The 21,277-nt window shown below is 23.2% G+C and carries 26 protein-coding genes and 5 pseudogenes; 17 read left to right on the top strand and 14 right to left on the bottom strand.

Annotation, left to right across the window (positions count from 1 at the left end; all coding sequences use genetic code 4):
- Nucleotide 1 precedes the first annotated feature (1 nt).
- Genes AAHH39_RS04005 through lpdA form a run of 3 tightly spaced genes read left to right on the top strand, consistent with a single transcriptional unit; the run spans nt 2 to nt 3,887 of the window.
- Nucleotides 2–1,042, top strand: coding sequence for an alpha-ketoacid dehydrogenase subunit beta (locus tag AAHH39_RS04005; RefSeq protein ID WP_286642632.1), 1,041 nt, complete (start codon nt 2–4; stop codon nt 1,040–1,042).
- 30 nt (nt 1,043–1,072) lie between these two features.
- Complete coding sequence (locus tag AAHH39_RS04000) at nt 1,073–2,374, top strand: dihydrolipoamide acetyltransferase family protein (protein ID WP_342218923.1); 1,302 nt, start codon at nt 1,073–1,075, stop codon at nt 2,372–2,374.
- A 16-nt stretch (nt 2,375–2,390) separates the two neighbouring features.
- Entirely contained in the window at nt 2,391–3,887 is a 1,497-nt protein-coding gene (lpdA, locus tag AAHH39_RS03995; protein WP_342218922.1) for a dihydrolipoyl dehydrogenase, read from the top strand.
- Between the two features lie 66 nt (nt 3,888–3,953).
- On the opposite strand, the gene AAHH39_RS03990 is transcribed toward lpdA, so the two are convergent.
- From AAHH39_RS03990 to AAHH39_RS03965, 6 genes and pseudogenes are all read right to left on the bottom strand, one after another.
- On the bottom strand, nt 3,954–4,211 hold the full coding sequence (locus AAHH39_RS03990) for a hypothetical protein (protein WP_342218921.1): 258 nt from the start codon (nt 4,209–4,211) through the stop codon (nt 3,954–3,956).
- Nucleotides 4,172–4,297, bottom strand: coding sequence for a hypothetical protein (locus tag AAHH39_RS03985; protein WP_342218920.1), 126 nt, complete (start codon nt 4,295–4,297; stop codon nt 4,172–4,174). Before AAHH39_RS03985 ends, AAHH39_RS03990 begins: the two co-directional genes overlap by 40 nt.
- A 150-nt stretch (nt 4,298–4,447) precedes the next feature.
- Complete coding sequence (locus AAHH39_RS03980; protein WP_342218919.1) at nt 4,448–5,407, bottom strand: transposase-like zinc-binding domain-containing protein; 960 nt, start codon at nt 5,405–5,407, stop codon at nt 4,448–4,450.
- Between the two features lie 162 nt (nt 5,408–5,569).
- Nucleotides 5,570–6,361 (bottom strand): annotated as a pseudogene (locus AAHH39_RS03975) (IS30 family transposase); the annotation flags it as partial.
- Between the two features lie 171 nt (nt 6,362–6,532).
- A pseudogene (locus AAHH39_RS13280) lies at nt 6,533–6,685 on the bottom strand (helix-turn-helix domain-containing protein); the annotation flags it as partial.
- A 233-nt stretch (nt 6,686–6,918) separates the two neighbouring features.
- Nucleotides 6,919–7,896, bottom strand: coding sequence for a hypothetical protein (locus AAHH39_RS03965; RefSeq protein ID WP_342218916.1), 978 nt, complete (start codon nt 7,894–7,896; stop codon nt 6,919–6,921).
- A 1,015-nt stretch (nt 7,897–8,911) separates the two neighbouring features.
- Between AAHH39_RS03965 and AAHH39_RS03960 the strand changes: the two genes are divergently transcribed.
- The 10 genes and pseudogenes from AAHH39_RS03960 to AAHH39_RS03915 all read left to right on the top strand — a co-directional run bounded on the left by AAHH39_RS03960 (nt 8,912) and on the right by AAHH39_RS03915 (nt 15,225).
- A complete protein-coding gene (locus AAHH39_RS03960) occupies nt 8,912–9,868 on the top strand; it encodes an IS30 family transposase (RefSeq protein WP_342218915.1) in 957 nt (318 codons plus the stop codon).
- 45 nt (nt 9,869–9,913) lie between these two features.
- Nucleotides 9,914–10,027 (top strand): annotated as a pseudogene (locus AAHH39_RS03955) (IS30 family transposase); the annotation flags it as partial.
- 187 nt (nt 10,028–10,214) lie between these two features.
- Nucleotides 10,215–11,084, top strand: a complete 870-nt coding sequence (locus tag AAHH39_RS03950) for a hypothetical protein (protein WP_342218914.1) — start codon at nt 10,215–10,217, stop codon at nt 11,082–11,084.
- A 260-nt stretch (nt 11,085–11,344) separates the two neighbouring features.
- Nucleotides 11,345–11,608 (top strand): annotated as a pseudogene (gene rpsP / locus AAHH39_RS03945) (30S ribosomal protein S16); the annotation flags it as partial.
- Nucleotides 11,609–11,750: 142 nt separating this feature from the next.
- Nucleotides 11,751–11,990, top strand: a complete 240-nt coding sequence (locus tag AAHH39_RS03940; protein ID WP_174481612.1) for a KH domain-containing protein — start codon at nt 11,751–11,753, stop codon at nt 11,988–11,990.
- Complete coding sequence (rimM, locus tag AAHH39_RS03935) at nt 11,980–12,507, top strand: ribosome maturation factor RimM (protein ID WP_342218912.1); 528 nt, start codon at nt 11,980–11,982, stop codon at nt 12,505–12,507. Before AAHH39_RS03940 ends, rimM begins: the two co-directional genes overlap by 11 nt.
- Nucleotides 12,500–13,261 (top strand): tRNA (guanosine(37)-N1)-methyltransferase TrmD, encoded by a 762-nt coding sequence (gene trmD / locus AAHH39_RS03930; RefSeq protein WP_342218911.1) that lies wholly within the window; start codon nt 12,500–12,502, stop codon nt 13,259–13,261. Before rimM ends, trmD begins: the two co-directional genes overlap by 8 nt.
- A gap of 3 nt (nt 13,262–13,264) precedes the next feature.
- Nucleotides 13,265–13,630: a 50S ribosomal protein L19 gene (gene rplS / locus AAHH39_RS03925; RefSeq protein WP_252319419.1), complete on the top strand. Its 366-nt coding sequence runs from the start codon at nt 13,265–13,267 to the stop codon at nt 13,628–13,630.
- Nucleotides 13,631–13,715: 85 nt separating this feature from the next.
- Nucleotides 13,716–14,618, top strand: a complete 903-nt coding sequence (ylqF, locus tag AAHH39_RS03920) for a ribosome biogenesis GTPase YlqF (protein WP_342218910.1) — start codon at nt 13,716–13,718, stop codon at nt 14,616–14,618.
- A pseudogene (locus tag AAHH39_RS03915) lies at nt 14,608–15,225 on the top strand (ribonuclease HII). Before ylqF ends, AAHH39_RS03915 begins: the two are co-directional and overlap by 11 nt.
- Here the strand turns inward: AAHH39_RS03915 and AAHH39_RS03910 are convergent.
- Entirely contained in the window at nt 15,218–15,532 is a 315-nt protein-coding gene (locus AAHH39_RS03910; RefSeq protein ID WP_342218909.1) for a hypothetical protein, read from the bottom strand. The pseudogene AAHH39_RS03915 and the gene AAHH39_RS03910 sit on opposite strands and share 8 nt — an antisense overlap.
- 65 nt (nt 15,533–15,597) lie before the next feature.
- Nucleotides 15,598–16,542: an IS30 family transposase gene (locus AAHH39_RS03905; RefSeq protein ID WP_342217458.1), complete on the bottom strand. Its 945-nt coding sequence runs from the start codon at nt 16,540–16,542 to the stop codon at nt 15,598–15,600.
- A 361-nt stretch (nt 16,543–16,903) separates the two neighbouring features.
- Between AAHH39_RS03905 and AAHH39_RS03900 the strand changes: the two genes are divergently transcribed.
- On the top strand, nt 16,904–17,239 hold the full coding sequence (locus AAHH39_RS03900; protein WP_342218908.1) for a hypothetical protein: 336 nt from the start codon (nt 16,904–16,906) through the stop codon (nt 17,237–17,239).
- Nucleotides 17,240–17,383: 144 nt separating this feature from the next.
- Here the strand turns inward: AAHH39_RS03900 and AAHH39_RS03895 are convergent, their stop codons facing one another.
- Genes AAHH39_RS03895 through AAHH39_RS03880 form a run of 4 tightly spaced genes read right to left on the bottom strand, consistent with a single transcriptional unit; the run spans nt 17,384 to nt 18,649 of the window.
- The gene (locus AAHH39_RS03895; protein ID WP_342218907.1) at nt 17,384–18,007 is read right to left on the bottom strand and encodes a transposase; all 624 of its coding nucleotides are present in this window, start codon (nt 18,005–18,007) and stop codon (nt 17,384–17,386) included.
- Nucleotides 18,008–18,022: 15 nt separating this feature from the next.
- Complete coding sequence (locus AAHH39_RS03890) at nt 18,023–18,220, bottom strand: hypothetical protein (protein WP_342218906.1); 198 nt, start codon at nt 18,218–18,220, stop codon at nt 18,023–18,025.
- Between the two features lie 15 nt (nt 18,221–18,235).
- The gene (locus tag AAHH39_RS03885; protein ID WP_342218905.1) at nt 18,236–18,382 is read right to left on the bottom strand and encodes a hypothetical protein; all 147 of its coding nucleotides are present in this window, start codon (nt 18,380–18,382) and stop codon (nt 18,236–18,238) included.
- A gap of 30 nt (nt 18,383–18,412) precedes the next feature.
- A complete protein-coding gene (locus AAHH39_RS03880; protein ID WP_342218904.1) occupies nt 18,413–18,649 on the bottom strand; it encodes a transposase-like zinc-binding domain-containing protein in 237 nt (78 codons plus the stop codon).
- A gap of 137 nt (nt 18,650–18,786) precedes the next feature.
- Between AAHH39_RS03880 and AAHH39_RS03875 the strand changes: the two genes are divergently transcribed.
- Both AAHH39_RS03875 and AAHH39_RS03870 read left to right on the top strand, forming a co-directional pair.
- Complete coding sequence (locus AAHH39_RS03875; protein WP_342218903.1) at nt 18,787–19,074, top strand: hypothetical protein; 288 nt, start codon at nt 18,787–18,789, stop codon at nt 19,072–19,074.
- Nucleotides 19,075–19,211: 137 nt separating this feature from the next.
- Nucleotides 19,212–19,367: a hypothetical protein gene (locus AAHH39_RS03870; protein WP_342218902.1), complete on the top strand. Its 156-nt coding sequence runs from the start codon at nt 19,212–19,214 to the stop codon at nt 19,365–19,367.
- A gap of 70 nt (nt 19,368–19,437) precedes the next feature.
- Here AAHH39_RS03870 and AAHH39_RS03865 read toward each other — a convergent pair whose 3' ends face one another.
- Entirely contained in the window at nt 19,438–19,989 is a 552-nt protein-coding gene (locus tag AAHH39_RS03865; protein ID WP_342218901.1) for a hypothetical protein, read from the bottom strand.
- A 15-nt stretch (nt 19,990–20,004) separates the two neighbouring features.
- The gene (locus AAHH39_RS03860; RefSeq protein WP_342218900.1) at nt 20,005–20,541 is read right to left on the bottom strand and encodes a hypothetical protein; all 537 of its coding nucleotides are present in this window, start codon (nt 20,539–20,541) and stop codon (nt 20,005–20,007) included.
- Nucleotides 20,542–20,948: 407 nt separating this feature from the next.
- Here AAHH39_RS03860 and AAHH39_RS03855 point away from each other — a divergent pair, with 407 nt between their 5' ends.
- The gene (locus AAHH39_RS03855; protein ID WP_342218899.1) at nt 20,949–21,260 is read left to right on the top strand and encodes a hypothetical protein; all 312 of its coding nucleotides are present in this window, start codon (nt 20,949–20,951) and stop codon (nt 21,258–21,260) included.
- Nucleotides 21,261–21,277 lie beyond the last annotated feature (17 nt).

The following is a 21,277-nucleotide window of genomic DNA, read 5'->3' as shown; positions in this document are numbered from 1 at the left end:
TATGAAAAGAAATAATGTGCAAGCTATTACTTTAGCCTTAGAATTAGCAATGAAAAAAAATCCTAATGTTGTTGTTTATGGTGAAGATGCCGGTAATGTTGGTGGTGTTTTTCGAGCAACTAAAGGTTTACAAGCAAAATTTGGCGTTAATCGTTGTTTTGATGCACCAATTGCTGAAGCAGTTATTGCTGGTAGTGCTGTTGGAATGGCAATTAATGGTTTAAATCCAATTATTGAAATGCAATTTTCAGGATTTGCTTTCCCTGCTTTTCAACAATTGTTATGTCATGCTGCACGAATGAGAAATCGTTCTCGTGGTAGATTCACTTGTCCAATGGTAGTACGTATGCCTTCATATGATTGAAATAATGGTAATAATGGTGCTTTGGAGCATCATTCAGAAGCAATTGAAGCTTTATTTTGTCATATTCCAGGTTTAAAAGTAGTTATGACTTCAAAACCTAATGATACTAAAAAATTATTATTGGCAGCAATTGAAAGTCCAGATCCTGTTATTGTTTTAGAATGTTTAGGAACTTATTTCAATAGTTATACTAGCAATAATTATACATATGATGTTAGAGAAGAAGTTAGTGATGCTTATGAAGTGGCTGTTCTTGGTAAAGCTAAAGTTCTTAAAGAATATAAGGCTGAAGAAAAACCTGATTTAACGATTGTAACTTATGGTTCAAAAGTTTATGATTGTGAAGCTGCTGTTAAAATTTTAGAAGAAAAAGAAAATTTTAAAATTGAATTAATTGATTTACAAACATTACAACCATGAGATGAAGAAACAGTTGTTAATTCTGTTAAAAAAACAGGAAGATTATTAGTTGTTTCAGAAGCGGTTCGTTCATTTTCAGTTGCCTCAGAAATTATTACCGTTGTTAATGAAAAGTGTTTTGAATATTTAGAATGTCCTCCAACAAGATTAACAGGTTATGATATTACTGTTCCACTGTCTAAAGGTGAAAAATGATTTATAATTAGTCCAGATAAAATTATGGAAAAAGTTAAACTAATGATGAATTATCCAGTTTAGTTAGTTGTTTAAAGAAAGGAAAGTGAAAAGATGGAATTGAAGTTTAAAGATATGGATGGAATCGATGAAGTTACTGTAACTCAAATTCATGTTAAAGTTGGAGATAATGTAAAAAAAGGTGATAATGTTGTTGATATTGAAGCAGATAAAGCTTCAGATAGTATTAAAGCCGAAGCAGATGGTAAAGTTTCTAAGATTCTTGTTAAAGAAGGAGATAGTATTAAGTCAGGTGCTGTTATTGTTGAGTTTGGTGGAACGATTAGTGATAATAAAAGTCCTTCATCAACAAATTCTTCACCAAAATCTGAATCAGTTGCTAGTACATCTACAGTATCACCAGTTGAATTACCAAAACAAAATGTACAATCTATTCAACAAACGGGTAAAGTATTAGCAACGCCATTAGCACGTAGAATGGCTCGTGACTTAGGTGTTGATATGGGAACAATTAAAGGAACTGGTCCTCGTGGTAGAATTTTAAAAGATGATTTATTAAATGCCAAGAATGGTGGTACAACAACTAGTGCTACTGCATCAACAACACCTATTAATTCAATATCTTCAGTTTCTGCTACAACTATTAGTTCACAAGGTATTAATGTTACTAAAATCGAAAGTTTTGGTAATGTTGAACATTTACCATTATCAGGAATTCGTAAGGCTGTTGCTAATCAAATGTCATTATCAGTTTATACAGCACCACATGTTAGTTTAATGATTAATATTGATGCTGAAAACTTAGTACAATTACGTGCAACTTTAAAAGAACCAGCGGAAAAAGATCCAGATGGTAGTGCTAAATTAACATTTATGCCATTCTTTGTAAAGGCTGTTGCTAAAGCGTTAAAAGAAGAACGATTTAAATTACTTAATTCAACTTTGAACATGGCTAATAATGAAATTCTTGTTAAAAAATATTATAACATTGGTATGGCAGCTGATACTGAAAAGGGTTTAGTAGTTCCTGTTATTAAAAATGCTGATCAACTTTCATTATTTGAAATAGCAAGACAAGTTAATTCATTAGGTGATAAAGCTCGTAAGGGGCTATTAAAAGGTGATGAAATGCAAGGTGGATCATTTACTATTACTAATTTTGGTTCAGCAGGAATTGAAATGGGAACACCAGTTATTAATTATCCAGAAGTAGCAATTTTGGGTCTAGGGATGATGCAAAAAAAACTAATTATTGCTGATGGTAAAATTGTTGAACATAAGTTCTTTCCATTATCACTTTCAATTGATCATCGTGTTATTGATGGTGCACCTGCTGGTTATTTCCTTTCTCGACTTAAAGAGTTATTAGAAAATCCAACATTAATTTTAGCTTAAGGAGAAAATGTAAAAGATGTCTAACTATGATTTTGATTTAATAATTATCGGGGCAGGTCCTGGTGGTTATATAACAGCGGCTCGAGCAGCAAAGATGGGATTAAAAACTGCAATTGTTGAAAAAGATAACTGAGGTGGAGTTTGTTTAAATGTTGGATGTATTCCTACTAAGACGTTACTAAAGGGTGCAAAAGTTTTTCATTATATTGAAAATGCTGATAAATATGGTGTTGCTATTAAAGATAAAAAAAATATTGAAATTAATTGAAAAGTAATGCAAGATCGTAAAGCTGGTGTTGTTAAAGGTTTAACTGGTGGTGTTGGCTTTTTAATGAAATCTAATAAAGTTGAACAATTATTAGGGATTGGAAGTGCTATTGATAAAAATACGATTTTAGTTAAAGCTAAAGACGGTAAAGAAAAGAAATATACTACTAAATATATGATAATTGCTACTGGTTCAAAAGTAAAAATGTTTGATAATCCTAATGGTCCACAAGGTTTAAGTGAAAAAGATTTAAAAATAAACCAAACATTATTAACTTCGACTGAAATTCTTTCTTTAAAAGAAGTTCCAAAAACACTAACTATTATTGGTGGTGGTGTTATTGGAATTGAGTTTGCTTGTTTATTTAGTACACTTGGTACTAAAGTTACTATTATTGAATATTTAGATCGTATTTTAGCATTACTAGATGAAGATATTAGTACAACTTTAACTAAAATTCTTGAAAAAAATGGTGTTAATATTATTACTGGTCATAGTGTTAATGAATTAAAGGATAAAACTTTAACTTATTATACTGCAACCGATAAAGAACATAAAAAACCATTAACAGTAACTAGTGACTATTGTTTATTAAGTACTGGAAGAACGCCAATTACTGAAGGTTTTACTAATTTGGGAATTCAAATTAAGCCTAATCAAGCATTTGCCGTAAATAATAAATTGGAAGCTTTAGATGCTAACAATAATGTTATTGATAATATATATGTAATTGGAGATGCTAATGGTCAAAGAATGCTTGCTCACGTTGCATCAACACAAGGATTAGCAGCACTTAATAATATTTTAGTTAAAGAAGATAGAACGGATGCTGATAATCAGCCATTGAAAGAGCAAGAAGTAGATTATAATAAAATGCCTAGTTGTATTTATTCATTCCCTGAAGTGGCAAGTGTTGGTTTAACTGAAACTGAATGTAAATCTTTAGGTAAAGAATATTTGATGAAGAAAATACCATTTACTATTAATGGTAAGGCATTGGCTGATGGTGAGACTGATGGTTTTGTTAAAATAATTATTGATAAAAAATATGGAGAAATCCTAGGTGCTCATATTTTATGTTCAACGGCTACTGATATAATTGCTGAAATTGTTAATATTATGCAAACGGAAGGTACTATTGTTGAATTAGCCTCTTCTTGTCATCCACATCCAACAATGTCAGAAGTAGTTATGGATGTTGCACAAGATTTAGAATTAGAATGATACAAAGTTAATAAAAAATAGAAAATAATAAAAATGTACCTTTAAATTTTTAGGTACATTTTTATTGTAAAATTAATATAATATTGATTAAAAAGTATTGCTTCTTCTTTTTTTGTTAAAAAAATAATTAGTGGTATTACTGTTAATTTCTTTTTGTAAATATTTATTTCATGTAGTTATTTGTTCAAATTGTATATTTTCTAAATTTTCATTACATAAATTATTCTTTTCTGACGTTCTTTTTTTAAATAGTGTTTGAAATGTTTTTACTTCATTTTGTTGCATTTCTGTTTTATCTTTATCTTCTAATAATTTGCATATAATAGTATTTTTTCTGTTCGGCATTTAATAAAAATATTTTCTTTACATTTCACTGCTTGTTCTCAATTTTTATCTTTTTCAATATCAAAATCATATTTATTTGTTGACATTTTATTATTTTTCCTTTCAAGATAAAAAAATGTTAATTATGTCACTTTGGAGAAAAAACTTTTAATTTTGTAGAAAAGTAGTGGTAAAATAAAAAAAGTCATCAACTTGACTTAAAATTTGATTTTATTAAATTTTGGGATTTATTTTTTTTACAAACTGAAATATAACACATTGGATTTTTGATAAGGGGTTAATCCGTAGTGTTGATATTTTCATTTCCATAAATTGAGGTAATTTTGAATATTGGTAAATCCAATGCCATGGTAATGAGTAATAAATTCTTTTAAACTTGATTGTATTTTACTGACATTACTTAATTTTTTATAATTTAATTCTTTATTTTCTTTTGATTTAAACTGCTGGATAGTGGATTTAGTTTGTTTAGCTACTGTATCATATAATACTTGCATATCACAAACTATAATTGAATTTTCTTCGATAAGTTTCGATGTTAAGTTTTCTTGTACTCATTTTTTATTTAATCTTTTAGTATTTGTTGTTTGAGCATAGATATTTCGGTTTTCATCAATTGCCATTTGAATACAACAATTTAAATCTTTAGCATTTTCTTCAATTCATTGTTTTCTTGAATCATTTGGATCTTTAAAGTTTCCTTTATGAATTTCTTTGATAAAAGTTTCGTCAATTTCAATTCTAGCTTTTAATTTTACAAATTGATTTTGTGTTTTTACTAATTGTGTTGATTTCATAAATTTTTGACGATTAAATCAGGCAGTTTTATTTGTAGTATTAATAAATTGAGAAATAATGTAAGCAGATTGACCTAAAGTAGCTATTTGTATCAATAAATCTCATTGATCATGAGATAAATGACTTCAATAAAAATAATGATTTTTAAAAGCATGAAAATTAATATTACAACTTTTACATTTATATCTTTGCTTATAATCTTTACTACCATATTTAGTACACAAAAAAGAACTACAATCTGGACATTGAATCCCTTTCTCTTTGAATTTTTGTTCGACTGCTTCAAATTTTTCTTTTTTCTCAATTTGTTTAATTCTAGTTTTATTTTCTCTAAAAATCTCAATAAAATCTTTATCAGACAAATTATTTAAAATTTCTTTTACTGTATTTTTATTCATTTAAAATCACCTCTTTAATATTAAAAATACCATATAAAAATATATTTTTGCTAATTTTACTAATACCACTACTTTTCTACAAAATTAAAGGAAAAAACCAATAGTAGTGACAAGTTAATTTTATAATGATACCTGAATTGTAAATATAAATGGGACAGTTTTTTAAAATAATTGTATTAAATCTATTGGTCTTTTATAAGATAGTGATTTTCTGGGTGTAAAATTAATTTGAAATGCTATAGTATTTAAATCTTTTTGTTTATATGAAGATAGATCTGTAGATTTTGGTAAATATCTTCTTAAAATACCATTATTATTTTCATTTAAACCTCTTTGACAAGGTTTACCAGGATCTGCAAAATAAATCTTAACATTACAATTTTTTTCGATTAATTTTCATTTACTAAATTCTTTACCACGATCAAAAGTAATAGTTTTAACTGTTCCTTTTTGTAACTTTGAAATAAATTTTATTATACTTTTTGTAATATTTTCTGATTTATTATTTTTAGTTGCTAAAGGAATTGTGGTTTTTGATCATATATCAGCTAAAGTAATAATAGAACTTTTATGATCTTTACCAATGATAGTATCACCTTCTAAATGACTAAATTCTTCTATATTTTTAATATTAGGAATGATTAAATTTCTTTCATGAATAGACTTACAATTATTAATTCTGCCCCTAGTTTCTTTTTGTTTGTGAGGTTTATTTTTTCCTTTTCTCAATAAGTTATTTTCATCAAAACCCATTCGATTTGTTTTAAACATGTTATATAAAGTTTTTGTTGAAATACTTTTTATTTTATTTTCCTTTAAAAAATTAGCAATTATATCAAGAGCATAATTTTTAGTAATTAACAAATGATTAATAGTATTAATTTCTATTAAAGTTAAAATTATTAATTTTCTACCTGCATTTTGTTTATTTTTTTGAATTTTATTCAATATTTCCTTTAATTTTGTAGAAAAGTAATGATACATGATAAAGTGTTATTTTTAGAGAATTTTTACAATAAATAATGTTACTTTTAACAAATTTTTAATTAAAAATAATATTTTAAGTGTAAATTGATGAATAATTTTTGGTCATCCATACTTTTCTACATAATTAAAAAATATTTCTAATGGTAATAAGTTTTGATTTAATAATCTACAAACTCTATGTACAGTTGATTTACTATAATCAATGGCTTTTGCTATTTTACGAATCGAAAATCCATAACTTTTATATTCTTTTATTGCTATTATTGATTCAATAGTCAGATACTTATACATTGTGCTAATTCCTTTCTTTTCTTAATTATAGAATTAACATAATTTAATTTTTATATAAGTGTCCTTTTTAATTTTACAATTCAGGTTATTTAAAAATATTTATATTTTTAAATATTAAGATTAGATATAAAAAAAATAATATATATTTTTGATTTATGTTTTTTAATTTGTATAAAAAAGTGTAAAAAAATTACTTTAATTTTCTAAGTAAAAAATTAAAGTAATCATTATTTTTAAATAACCTTATTAATTTGATTTTTTGTTTTATATTCAACAAATATTTTTTGAAAAAGAGGATCTGTTAAAACATTATTTAATACTAGTTGTTCATATGTTTCATAGTTGTGATTTCTTTGCACATAATATGTTTCATAAGCAAATAAGTGCATAATCATATTACCAATGGTAGGATTACTTTCTTTATTATTTTTTCAAAGTATTTCTCGTAGTTTAATACCGTATTTTTTAAATAACATATTCATTGAATATTTTATTTTATGTGGTCTAGTTAATATTAATTTTTCAATGGCACTACTAATATTAAGACCATTAGCAAATATATCATCTAAACTATGAATAAAATTTCTCAATTGAATTAATCCGAGATCTTCAAATAATTGTTCATTATCTTGCAAAATTTTTTTCATTAATAACATTTTAACATGACTATCATTTTGTTCAATATAAATAGGAATTTTAATCATATTAGTGAAACTTCTAATGATTGGAATTAATTCTTGTTTAAATTGATAGCCTAAATGGTAGTGAATTATAAAAAATAATAATAAAAGATTTTCATATATTTTATTTAAATTCAAAAAGGTAAGTGATTTTTTATGTTCATCTATTGTTTTAATAAATGACTGATGGAATTGAGTGATAATATTAATAATATCTTGTGAAGTATTTTTCAAACATACGTTTTTAAAATTGGTAAGTATAGTTTTTTTATATATAAGATTTGCATTATTAAATTCTTTTAAAGCATTTTTATAATAATCTGTTGTGAATGTTTCTGAAAGTTCTTTTTGTAAACTATTAATTTTTTCTTCATCACAAAGAATAACTGCATCTTGATAGTTTAAAAATAAAACAATTCAATTTATACACATTTTTTTTTGATCAACAGTTAAATTTGTATCAACGAAACATTGGAATAAAGCACCGCCAGTTTCAATGATACACTCATCAGCTGTTTTGTTAATTAACATTATTTGGCACCTAACTTTCTTTTTTGTAGTTTTAATAATTTAATTAAAAAGTGTTTTAAGGTCAACTATCTTCTTTAATATTCTATCATTATAAATGACTTTTTTAAATTTTAGTAAAAATTACCAATTTTAATAATTTTTTTAAACAAGTTAAAAAATGACTATTAATTTTAGATTTTTAAATAATTTGAAAAAATATTTAAAAATTTTTTAAATCATTAGATAATCAGATGTATTTTTTTGTTCAATAGTTAAGTTTGCGTCAATGAAACATTGAAATAAAAAACCTCTATTTTAATGATGCAATTATTAGTTGTTATATTAATTAACATTATTTGGCACCTAACTTTCTTTTATAATTTGATAACTTTTAATTAAAAGTTATCTCTTTTAATCTTCTATCATTATAAATGACTTTTTTAAATTTTAGTAAAAATTACCAATTTTAATATTTTTTAACTTGTTAAAAAATATTATTAACTTTAAATTCTAAAATGTTATTTTTAAAATTATTTAATGATTTTAAAGTAGGTTACTATTATTATATTTATATAACATCAACATATACTTTAAAATTGAAGTAATGCTCATATTTTATCTCAAATTCTTTATACAAGGGAGTCTAATAATTTTTAAATAAGTATAATTTGTTATGCAAGTTTTTTATAAACTTTTATATTTTTTCTAATTTTTTAAATATTAATTTTATAATCAAAAACTTAGTTAAACACTTATGGGACAAGATGTGATAGTGTGAATCTTGTATTATTATTCTAACATATAATATTTGAAACTTCTTCTTTTTGGAAATTATTATTAATTTTAATAAATAACTTTAGTATTAACAATAATTATTAGTTAAAAGCATTTTTTACTATAAATTAATTATAAAATAGATTATTAAAATTATAGTATTTTGACTTTAATAAGCCTGAATTGTAAAATTAAAAAGGACACTTATATAAAAATTAAATTGTGTTAATTCTATAATTAAGAAAAGAAAGGAATTAGCACAATGTATAAGTATCTGACTATTGAATCAATAATAGCAATAAAAGAATATAAAAGTTATGGATTTTCGATTCGTAAAATAGCAAAAGCCATTGATTATAGTAAATCAACTGTACATAGAGTTTGTAGATTATTAAATCAAAACTTATTACCATTAGAAATATTGAATAAAATTCAAAAAAATAAACAAAATGCAGGTAGAAAATTAATAATTTTAACTTTAATAGAAATTAATACTATTAATCATTTGTTAATTACTAAAAATTATGCTCTTGATATAATTGCTAATTTTTTAAAGGAAAATAAAATAAAAAGTATTTCAACAAAAACTTTATATAACATGTTTAAAACAAATCGAATGGGTTTTGATGAAAATAACTTATTGAGAAAAGGAAAAAATAAACCTCACAAACAAAAAGAAACTAGGGGCAGAATTAATAATTGTAAGTCTATTCATGAAAGAAATTTAATCATTCCTAATATTAAAAATATAGAAGAATTTGGTCATTTAGAAGGTGATACTATCATTGGTAAAGATCATAAAAGTTCTATTATTACTTTAGCTGATATATGATCAAAAACCACAATTCCTTTAGCAACTAAAAATAATAAATCAGAAAATATTACAAAAAGTATAATAAAATTTATTTCAAAGTTACAAAAAGGAACAGTTAAAACTATTACTTTTGATCGTGGTAAAGAATTTAGTAAATGAAAATTAATCGAAAAAAATTGTAATGTTAAGATTTATTTTGCAGATCCTGGTAAACCTTGTCAAAGAGGTTTAAATGAAAATAATAATGGTATTTTAAGAAGATATTTACCAAAATCTACAGATCTATCTTTTAATTATGTAGAAAAGTATGGATGACCAAAAATTATTTATCAATTTACACTTAAAATATTATTTTTAATTAAAAATTTGTTAAAAGTAACATTATTTAGTGTAAAAATTCTCTAAAAATAACACTTTATCATGTATCATTACTTTTCTACAAAATTAAAGGATCTATCTTCATATAAACAAAAAGATTTAAATACTATAGCATTTCAAATTAATTCTACACCCAGAAAATCACTATCTTATAAAAGACCAATAGATTTAATACAATTATTTTAAAAAACTGTCCCATTTATATTTACAATTCAGGAAGAGTAAAAAAAACTAATTTTATGAAAAATAAATAAATTTTGTAAAACAAAAAATAATATGTACAATATAATTATTAAGTTTAATATAAGTTTTTAACCCATTGCTTTTTTAAGTAAATGGGTTTATTAATAAAAAAAATAAGAGGTAAAGAAGAATGGTAAATGATTTAGTTAATATAAATAAGTTTATAAAAAGTTTAAATACAAATAATATTAATAGTATAGATTTGATGCAACAATATTATTATCATGAAATAAGAGAAAATATAGAAATATATAATGAATTAATTGAAAAATTAGACAATATTTTTTCATTATTTAATATAACTATAGAACAAGAACAAAAATATAACATTTTTTTTATTTTTTTAAAAGAAGAAATAATAAAAACTAAGAAAAAATATCAAGAAAATTATAAATATGAAATAGAACAAATTGCCAAAATTTTAGATCAAAATCAACAGACTATTGATAATTATTTAGTAGTCAATAATAAATATAGTAATATTATTGCAAGTTTAAATAATAAAAAAATTAGTAAATGAAAAAATAATTTTTTAAAAATTATTACTTTTGGTTTTTGAGATTGAAATAAAAAAATAACAGTTCAACAAGAAGAATTAGAAAATTATAAAATTAATAATGAAGAATTGATAAAAGCGAAAGAATTAGAAAATGAAAAACTAAAAGAAGAAAAAACTACTATTTTGATTGAAAAACTAAAGAAAAATATGTTTGAAATAACTAGTGTTCTTGCAGAAGTTGACATTTTAGAAGAAGAATTTAAAAAAATGCTCAGTGGAAAAACTAATAATGAACCTGAATGTGAAATTGCAGAGGAAGCAATTGAAGTACTAAGTAAAAAAAGAAGTTCATTTTGTTCACAAGATAGTGGTTTTGACTCAAATGCAAGTAGCGATAGTGAAGAATCTTCTTATCCAGAAAAATTAAATCCATTTATTAATGATGATGTAAGTTCTCAATCAACCAGTATTTTTAGTAAACCAATTTTGCCAAAAATGTAAATAGATAAATATAGTTATTAAAATTAACAATTATTTTAATAATTAAATATTAATAAATAAATTATTTAAATACTTACATCAGTAAGTGTTTTTAATAGAAAAACTTATTTATTTAGAAAAAATATGTAACTTAGTAAAAATAAAGAAATTATTATTTTAAAATCTTTTTATCTGTTAAGTATTTTAACTTGACATCATTATGTGAATAAGATATTATTAAAAAGGTTTATTTGCCACAAATTAATAGAAGGAGGTAATTTATGGTTAAATTACGCTTAATACCAACAGGAAAAAGTAAATCAGTGCAACCTAGTTACAGAATTGTTGTGATTGATGCAAGAACAAAACTTAATGGTAGATATATTGATAAATTAGGTACTTATAATCCAACAAGCAAAGAAAAACAAGTAACTATCGATGAAGTAAAAGCATTAAAATTTTTATCAAATGGTGCTCAACCAACAGAAACTGTTCGTAGTTTATTATCAGCAGAAGGAATTATGACTAAATTTCATAATTTAAGACAAGAGAGAAAAAGTAGCAAACCTAAAAAAATAACAAAAAAAGTTACTGTAAAAAATAAAAAAACTGCTACTACTAATTCTATTAAAAAAGAAGAAGCACCCGCTACTTAATATTAAAATATGCTACAAGTGATTAATTAATATGTATGTAACATTGTTAGAACGTTTAATTGAACCAATTTTACTTGATAAAATTTGTGAAGTTGAGATTCGCGAATTAGTAGAAAAAAATCACTATGATTTAATATTAATGGTACCAAAATCATTAATATCAGTATTGATTGGTAAAAAAGGAAATACTATTCGTGCATTATCAACAATTATTGAAAGCAAGGCATATTTAGAAAACAATACTATTAAATTAGTAATTAATGAGTTTTAAGATGAAATATTTAGAGTTAGGTACTATTGTTAATACTCATGGTCTTATTGGTGAAGTTAAGGTTTTATGTAATTATTATGGTAATAAATTTTCATGAAAAGAAAAAACAACAGTTTATTTAGAAGAAACTAAACAACTAACACCTTTAATTATTTCAAGAGTAAGAAATCATAAGCAGTTTTTATTATTAACATTTGAAAATTATAATACTATTGAGTTAGTAGAAGGTATGAAAAATAAAAATTTAGTTATTAATACTGAAGAAATAATTAATGACAACTTACCTTGATTTTATGAAGATATTCTAAATTATGAAGCATTTGATGCTAATAATAATGCTTTTTTAGGAAAAGTTATTGCTTTCTTGGATAATAATCATCAAGGTTTATGAGAAATAAAAATGACTAATAAAAAAACCTTTTTTATTCCTAATAATAAAGTATTTATTAATAAAATTAATAAAGAAGAACAAAAAGTTTATTTTAATATTATTGAAGGATTAATTAATAATGACTAAAAACCAATTCACAATTATAACTTTATTTCCCAATGCTTTTAATGATTTTATGCAAACATCAATCATCAAACGAGCTATTACTAAAAAACAAATTAGCATTGATATTATTGATATTAGAAGTTTTGCTAATAATAAACACCAACAAGTTGATGATGCTCCTTATGGTGGTGGCAATGGTATGGTTTTACAAGCAATGCCAGTAATTAATGCTATTAATAGTGTAAAACTTAAATATCCTGAGGCTAAAACAATTTTACTTAGTCCACAAGGTCAACAATGAAATCAACAATTAGCTTATAAATATAGTCAAAAAAATATTAATTATATTTTAGTTTGTGGTCATTACGAAGGTATTGATCAACGCATTATGTCTTATATTGATGAAGAGATTTCAATTGGTGATTATGTATTAACTGGTGGTGAATTACCAGCAATGGTTATTATTGATTGTATTACTAGGTTAATTCCTAATGTTATTCAACATCAATCTCATCTTAATGATTCTTTTAATAACTCATTATTGGATTATCCAACATATACAAGACCAGAAGAAGTACTAGGTATGAAAGTACCAGAAGTTCTAATTGGTGGTCACCATGAAAAGATAACAGAATATCGTCATCAACAAGCATTAATTAATACTTATAAAAAAAGAATTGATTTATTTAAAAAATATCAATTATCTGCAAAAGATAAAATAATAATTGAAGAATATAAATCTTCACTTAAAAAAAATAAACGAAAGGAGAAATAAAACATGCAAAATGCAATTATTAAATTAGTTAGTGAAAGTCAACTAAATCATAATCTTCCTAATTTTAAATCTGGAGATACAATCCAAGTATTTTCTAAAATTAAAGAAGAAAAAAAAGAACGTATTCAAATGTTTGAAGGAGTAGTTATTGCTCGCAAAGGTTCAGGAATTACGCAAAATGTTATTGTTCGTAAAACTGTTGGTGGTAAAGGTGTCGAAAAAACATTTGCTTTACATTCACCATTAATTGATAAAATTAATGTTATTCGTAAGGGTAAAGTAAGAAGAGCACGTATTTTCTACTTACGTAAATTAAGCGGTAAAGCTGCTAGAATTAAAGAAATTAAAACAGTAAAACCCGTTAAATAATAATTAAACCACCGTTATTAAAATCAATGGTGGTTTTCTAAATTGATATAAAATAATAATAAAATGTATTAAAGGAGTTAAAAAAATGCCTAATGAAAGTACCCATAATCAAATTCATTGATTCCCTGGTCATATGATGAAAGCCATTAAAGCAATTGAAACTAAGTTACCAATTATTGATGTTGCAATTGAAGTTTTAGATGCACGAGCACCATTAGCAACAAAAAGTAGTTTATTAGATCGTTTATTAGAGAAAAAAATAAGAATTATTGTTCTTAACAAAGTTGATTTAGCAGATGATAATTTTACTAAAGAATGAGTTACTTTTTTTGAAAGTCAAGGTTTTTCTGTTTTATTGGCAAAATCATTAACTACAAAAATGAAACCGCAGTTATTAAATTTAATTACTAAATTAATGGAACCACAAATGGAAAAACAATTGGCAAAAGGTATTGTTAATCCAAAAATTAAGGTATTAATTATGGGATTACCAAATACGGGTAAATCAACATTTATCAATAATTTATTACAACATAAAGTAACACAAACTGCTAATATACCTGGTGTTACTAGAGGTCAACAATGAATTAAATTAAATCCAACGATTGATTTGTTAGATAGTCCTGGTATTTTACCACCAAAAATGAATGATCAAAAAGTAGTAATGATTTTAGCTTTAATTAAAGCAATTCCTGTTAAACATTTATTTTTAGAAGAAATGGCTAATTTTGCTTTAACCTTTTTACTTGAGAATTATTATGAAAGATTAGTAAAATATTATAATATTAATTTTGAAATTAAAAATATTAATGATGAAACATTATTTCTTTATTTTAAGAAATTAGCACAAAAATATCATTTAAAATTGGCTAATGATGAAGATAATACTCATCGTGCCATGAATTTATTTATTAATGATTTACAAGTAGGGAAACTAGGATTAATTTCATTTGAAATACCACCTAAGATTTTAAAACATGAAAAGTAGTTTACGATACGAAATTGATAATTATTCATCAGGAACATTAATTGCTGGTTTTGATGAAGTGGGAAGGGGAGCTATTGCAGGACCAATTGTTGTTGCAAGCGTTATTCTTAAACCAAACTTTAATCATCCTTTAATTAAAGATTCAAAATAATTATCAGCAAAACAACGAATAGCAATGTATCAAATTATAATTGATAATGCACTAACAGTTGCTGTTAGTATTAAAAGTCATCAATTTGTTAATATTCATAATCCTAAGCAGACTAGTATTTTAGCAATGATAGAAGCATTTAATAAATTAAAAATAGTACCTGATGTGTGTTTAGTTGATTTTGAAAAACCGCAATTTCCTAATTTTCTAGGAAAAGTTGAAGCAATAGTTAAAGGTGATCAAAAATCACTTAATATTGCTAGCGCTTCGATTATTGCTAAAGTAGTAAGAGATAAAATTATGATTGGTTATGATACTCAATATCCTAATTATGGGTTTAAAAATCATAAAGGGTATTATACAAAAAATCATCAGATAGCATTACAAAATTATGGTATTTGTGATATTCATCGTATTAGTTGTGCGCCCGTTAAAAAATATAGTGGAATTATATAATAGAGAAACTTTTATTATTACAATTATTTATTATATTTTTATTTAATATTTTTTGAAAGGCATTATTATTAATAATGCCTTTGCTAATATTTTCTAATAAATAGTGTAGTGGAAATAATTTAGTAGAATAACTAGTAACATTTTTATATGGTAATAATAAGTCATTGATTATTTCTTTTTTAATATTGTATTTTTGTCTAATTTTATTAGAAGTTTTAATTATATTTATTTTAAAACAAAATTTATTATCTTTATTATCAATTACTAACATAGTTGAAAATATTTCTTTATATATTTTTTTTAACATTTTATTTTTCCTTTTTTATTTGGATATTTAATTTCCTGAATTGTAAATATAAATGGGACAGTTTTTTAAAATAATTGTATTAAATCTATTGGTCTTTTATAAGATAGTGATTTTCTGGGTGTAGAATTAATTTGAAATGCTATAGTATTTAAATCTTTTTGTTTATATGAAGATAGATCTGTAGATTTTGGTAAATATCTTCTTAAAATACCATTATTATTTTCATTTAAACCTCTTTGACAAGGTTTACCAGGATCTGCAAAATAAATCTTAACATTACAATTTTTTTCGATTAATTTTCATTTACTAAATTCTTTACCACGATCAAAAGTAATAGTTTTAACTGTTCCTTTTTGTAACTTTGAAATAAATTTTATTATACTTTTTGTAATATTTTCTGATTTATTATTTTTAGTTGCTAAAGGAATTGTGGTTTTTGATCATATATCAGCTAAAGTAATAATAGAACTTTTATGATCTTTACCAATGATAGTATCACCCTCTAAATGACCAAATTCTTCTATATTTTTAATATTAGGAATGATTAAATTTCTTTCATGAATAGACTTACAATTATTAATTCTGCCCCTAGTTTCTTTTTGTTTGTGAGGTTTATTTTTTCCTTTTCTCAATAAGTTATTTTCATCAAAACCCATTCGATTTGTTTTAAACATGTTATATAAAGTTTTTGTTGAAATACTTTTTATTTTATTTTCCTTTAAAAAATTAGCAATTATATCAAGAGCATAATTTTTAGTAATTAACAAATGATTAATAGTATTAATTTCTATTAAAGTTAAAATTATTAATTTTCTACCTGCATTTTGTTTATTTTTTTGAATTTTATTCAATATTTCTAATGGTAATAAGTTTTGATTTAATAATCTACAAACTCTATGTACAGTTGATTTACTATAATCAATGGCTTTTGCTATTTTACGAATCGAAAATCCATAACTTTTATATTCTTTTATTGCTATTATTGATTCAATAGTCAGATACTTATACATTGTACTAATTCCTTTCTTTTCTTAATTATAGAATTAACACAATTTAATTTTTATATAAGTGTCCTTTTTAATTTTACAATTCAGGTTTAATAAAAATATTAATATAGAAAAATAGCTATATTAGGTATATACATTTATTAAATTAGAATAATTATATCTAAAAATATGAAATAATACTACTTATTTTTTATTATTGCTTTTCTTCATAATTATGGACAAATCTTATTGAGATTTTTAATTTAATTTTTTTGAAATAAACTTATATGTTTATTAAATTTTCTAGTTCTGTTATAATTAAACTATATTAATTTAAAGTAAAATAGTTTTTAATTTATAATTTAAGATAGTCAGGGGAATTATAATGACAAAGAGATTCGGTTATAATTTACTAGCATTTGTATATTTTTCAAATCAACGTCGCGGTACTGCTAAATTAGTTTTGAAAAAAAGTACATGTAAACGTATTATTAAAATTTACAAGAAAAATAAAAATTTACAAATAAGTGATAAGGTAAGATTATTATCTAATTTTTTAAGTAGTAATATTGTTTCTAAAATTTCAGTTTTAGCAGAAGAATCTTTTAATTATGTAGAAAAGTATGGATGACCAAAAATTATTCATCAATTTACACTTAAAATATTATTTTTAATTAAAAATTTGTTAAAAGTAACATTATTTAGTGTAAAAATTCTCTAAAAATAACATTTTATCATGTATCATTACTTTTCTACAAAATTAAAGGAAGAATCTTTTAATTTTGTAGAAAAGTAGTGGTAAAATAAAAAAAGTCATCAACTTGACTTAAAATTTGATTTTATTAAATTTTGGGATTTATTTTTTTTACAAACTGAAATATAACACATTGGATTTTTGATAAGGGGTTAATCCGTAGTGTTGATATTTTCATTTCCATAAATTGAGGTAATTTTGAATATTGGTAAATCCAATGCCATGGTAATGAGTAATAAATTCTTTTAAACTTGATTGTATTTTACTGACATTACTTAATTTTTTATAATTTAATTCTTTATTTTCTTTTGATTTAAACTGCTGGATAGTGGATTTAGTTTGTTTAGCTACTGTATCATATAATACTTGCATATCACAAACTATAATTGAATTTTCTTCGATAAGTTTCGATGTTAAGTTTTCTTGTAGTCATTTTTTATTTAATCTTTTAGTATTTGTTGTTTGAGCATAGATATTTCGGTTTTCATCAATTGCCATTTGAATACAACAATTTAAATCTTTAGCATTTTCTTCAATTCATTGTTTTCTTGGATCATTTGGATCTTTAAAGTTTCCTTTATGAATTTCTTTGATAAAAGTTTCGTCAATTTCAATTCTAGCTTTTAATTTTACAAATTGATTTTGTGTTTTTACTAATTGTGTTGATTTCATAAATTTTTGACGATTAAATCAGGCAGTTTTATTCTTTAATTTTGTAGAAAAGTAATGATACATGATAAAGTGTTATTTTTAGAGAATTTTTACACTAAATAATGTTACTTTTAACAAATTTTTAATTAAAAATAATATTTTAAGTGTAAATTGATGAATAATTTTTGGTCATCCATACTTTTCTACATAATTAAAAGTTTTATTTGTAGTATTAATAAATTGAGAAATAATGTAAGCAGATTGACCCTTTAATTTTGTAGAAAAGTAATGATACATGATAAAGTGTTATTTTTAGAGAATTTTTACACTAAATAATGTTACTTTTAACAAATTTTTAATTAAAAATAATATTTTAAGTGTAAATTGATGAATAATTTTTGGTCATCCATACTTTTCTACATAATTAAAAGATTGACCTAAAGTAGCTATTTGTATCAATAAATCTCATTGATCATGAGATAAATGACTTTAATAAAAATAATGATTTTTAAAAGCATGAAAAGTAATATTACAACTTTTACATTTATATCTTTGCTTATAATCTTTACTACCATATTTAGTACACAAAAAAGAACTACAATCTGGACATTGAATCCCTTTCTCTTTGAATTTTTGTTCGACTGCTTCAAATTTTTCTTTTTTCTCAATTTGTTTAATTCTAGTTTTATTTTCTCTAAAAATCTCAATAAAATCTTTATCAGACAAATTATTTAAAATTTCTTTTACTGTATTTTATTCATTTAAAATCACCTCTTTAATATTAAAAATACCATATAAAAATATATTTTTGCTAATTTTACTAATACCACTACTTTTCTACATAATTAAAAGAAGAATCTTCAATGCCATATACTTTGATTGATGAAATAGTTTTTGTTATTCTTGAACAATGAGAACTATTTTTACAATGAAGTAAAAAAATAACAAATGCTCTTATTATTACTGTTAATAAAAATCTAGAATTTAGCGCTGATTGAGTAGGTAATGAGAATATTTTTGCAGAGTTAATAACCGAATATACTATTAATTATAAAGAATTAGGAATGAACACCATTATTTTTAATAATGATTTTTCTTACGAAAGAGATGGTATTAAGTATAGTGCTAATGGTATTGCTAAATTATTTTAACACCATGTTTATGAAAACAATTAGATAAATTAAATAATAGTTTTGAGATATCGCAATATTTAAGGAATGAACAAATATTTTGTTATCTTTCTTTAGAACCAAATTCTGATAAAATTTTAAATTATGCTTTTGAACAATTGGCAGTTTTAATTTTTAATAATAAAAAATATGTTAATGATGCTTTTCTTAAGTTTAAAGTAGGTGTTGTTTTAGAATTTGAAGCAGTAGTGCATGAACAATTTCAATTAAAACAAATTTCGGCAATGAAAGTTAATAGCGAAGAATTAAAATAATATATATTATTTTGAAGTAAAAAATAAGGTAATACTAGTTTAGTATTACCTTATTATTATTATTTTACTATTAATTGTTTATTCTTATTATTATTGTTGACTTTAAAGAAATAGTTTCTTGGTTTTTTACTAAAGCAATAGAAAGTGTTAGTTCATCTCCATCTGTTAAATCATTTGGACGAGGGAATGCTCCTCTTCTTTCAAAACTTATAACATTAAATTTTGCTTTTCAACCAACTAATTGTTCAAAGTTATTAAATTTAATAGCTTTTTCAGTTCTGCTTTTGCTTATTAATGGTACTTCTGTTTTATCTTTTAATCATTTATTAACAGTTTCTTCTAATTTATAACCTGCTTGGAAATACTCAATAGAATTTCCTTCATAAACAAATTCATTATAACTTAACTTAGCAGGACTATCACTTGCAAAAATATTAAATAAAGCATCAGTTCCAGTCATTACTTTTACTGTATATTTATCCCCTAAATTTGTTTTACCATCTTCTTTAAAGAATTGTAAATTATATGTTCCATTACCAACTACAAGTTTTTCATCATCATTTGGTTCTACAAATTTACTAGTAGAAACTTTCTTTAATTTTGTATAAAAGTAATGATACATGATAAAGTGTTATTTTTAGAGAATTTTTACACTAAATAATGTTACTTTTAACAAATTTTTAATTAAAAATAATATTTTAAGTGTAAATTGATGAATAATTTTTGGTCATCCATACTTTTCTACATAATTAAAAGAAACTTTTATATTAGATATTTTATTTTTAATTTTAGCAACTTCCGCTGCATCAAAAGTACCATCTTCAGGTGTTGTTCCTGATGTTAATTTCTGTTGTAAAACAGATTTTAAAAAATAGAAACTGTCTTTATCTTTAGCTTTGGCTTGACCAGTAGTTACCTCATTTTCTAATAATTTAGTAACCAAGATATCGGAATTATCAATTCAGAAAAAGGATGTATCTTTTTCTCAATCAAGTCTAATAGTTTTTAAACCGTTTCCTTCATCATTTGTTAAACCTAAATTTATTGATACTTGATCTAGTAATATTTTTACCTGATCTTCTTTGTTATTACCACAAGCTATAACAGTAGTTACTGGTACTGTTGTTATGACACTAGCACCTAATAACTTTAATAATGTTCTCATATTCCTCATTTTTCTCTTAACCTCCTCAGTTAAATCTAGAATAGATGTGAGAAAGTATCTTCAATAATCTTATGTAAAACATATTATTTTAAATAACTCACTAACACTATTATAATACATAAAAAAAATTTTATGGTTTTTTTTACACCTTTAAGAGTTTATTTATAAATTATTAATAGTAAAATTAAATAAAAAAACACTTATAATTTTAATTTTTAATATAATCAAAATATATTAAAAATATTTAAGATTTTAATTAAAAATTAAAATTATATTAGTATTTATTGTTATAAAGTAATATCTGAAAAAAATAAAAATAATAAAGTATAATATTTCTATAAATAAAAAAATATAAGTTTTTGACCTATTGTTTAAGTTTTAAGCAAGTAGGTTTTTTATTTTGAAAGGGGAAAAATATGAATTTAAAATCTTTACTATCTGAAATAAAATTTGATTATAAAGAAATTATAGAAATTTTTAGAAAAATAGAAGCAAAAAAGGAAAATATTAAATCATTATGAGATGAATTAAGTAAGTATAAACAGCAATTACAGAAAGAAAAAAGTGATGATAATATTAACCAAAAATTATTAATTATTTATAAAGTTTCTGCTTTTGTTGAAGAAATGTTGTTAAATTCTTGTCAATCAACAGAATATGATCCTGCTACTGGAAAAATAATTAGCGACAGTAAAATGAGTGAAAATTTTGTAAATGATTGAAAATAATATTAATAAAATATTAG

This window comes from Spiroplasma endosymbiont of Amphimallon solstitiale (assembly GCF_964030965.1).
GTDB lineage: Bacteria > Bacillota_I > Bacilli_A > Mycoplasmatales > VBWQ01 > Spiroplasma_E.
Note: the sequence above shows the minus strand (reverse complement) of the source record. Positions and strands in the feature narration are given on the sequence as shown.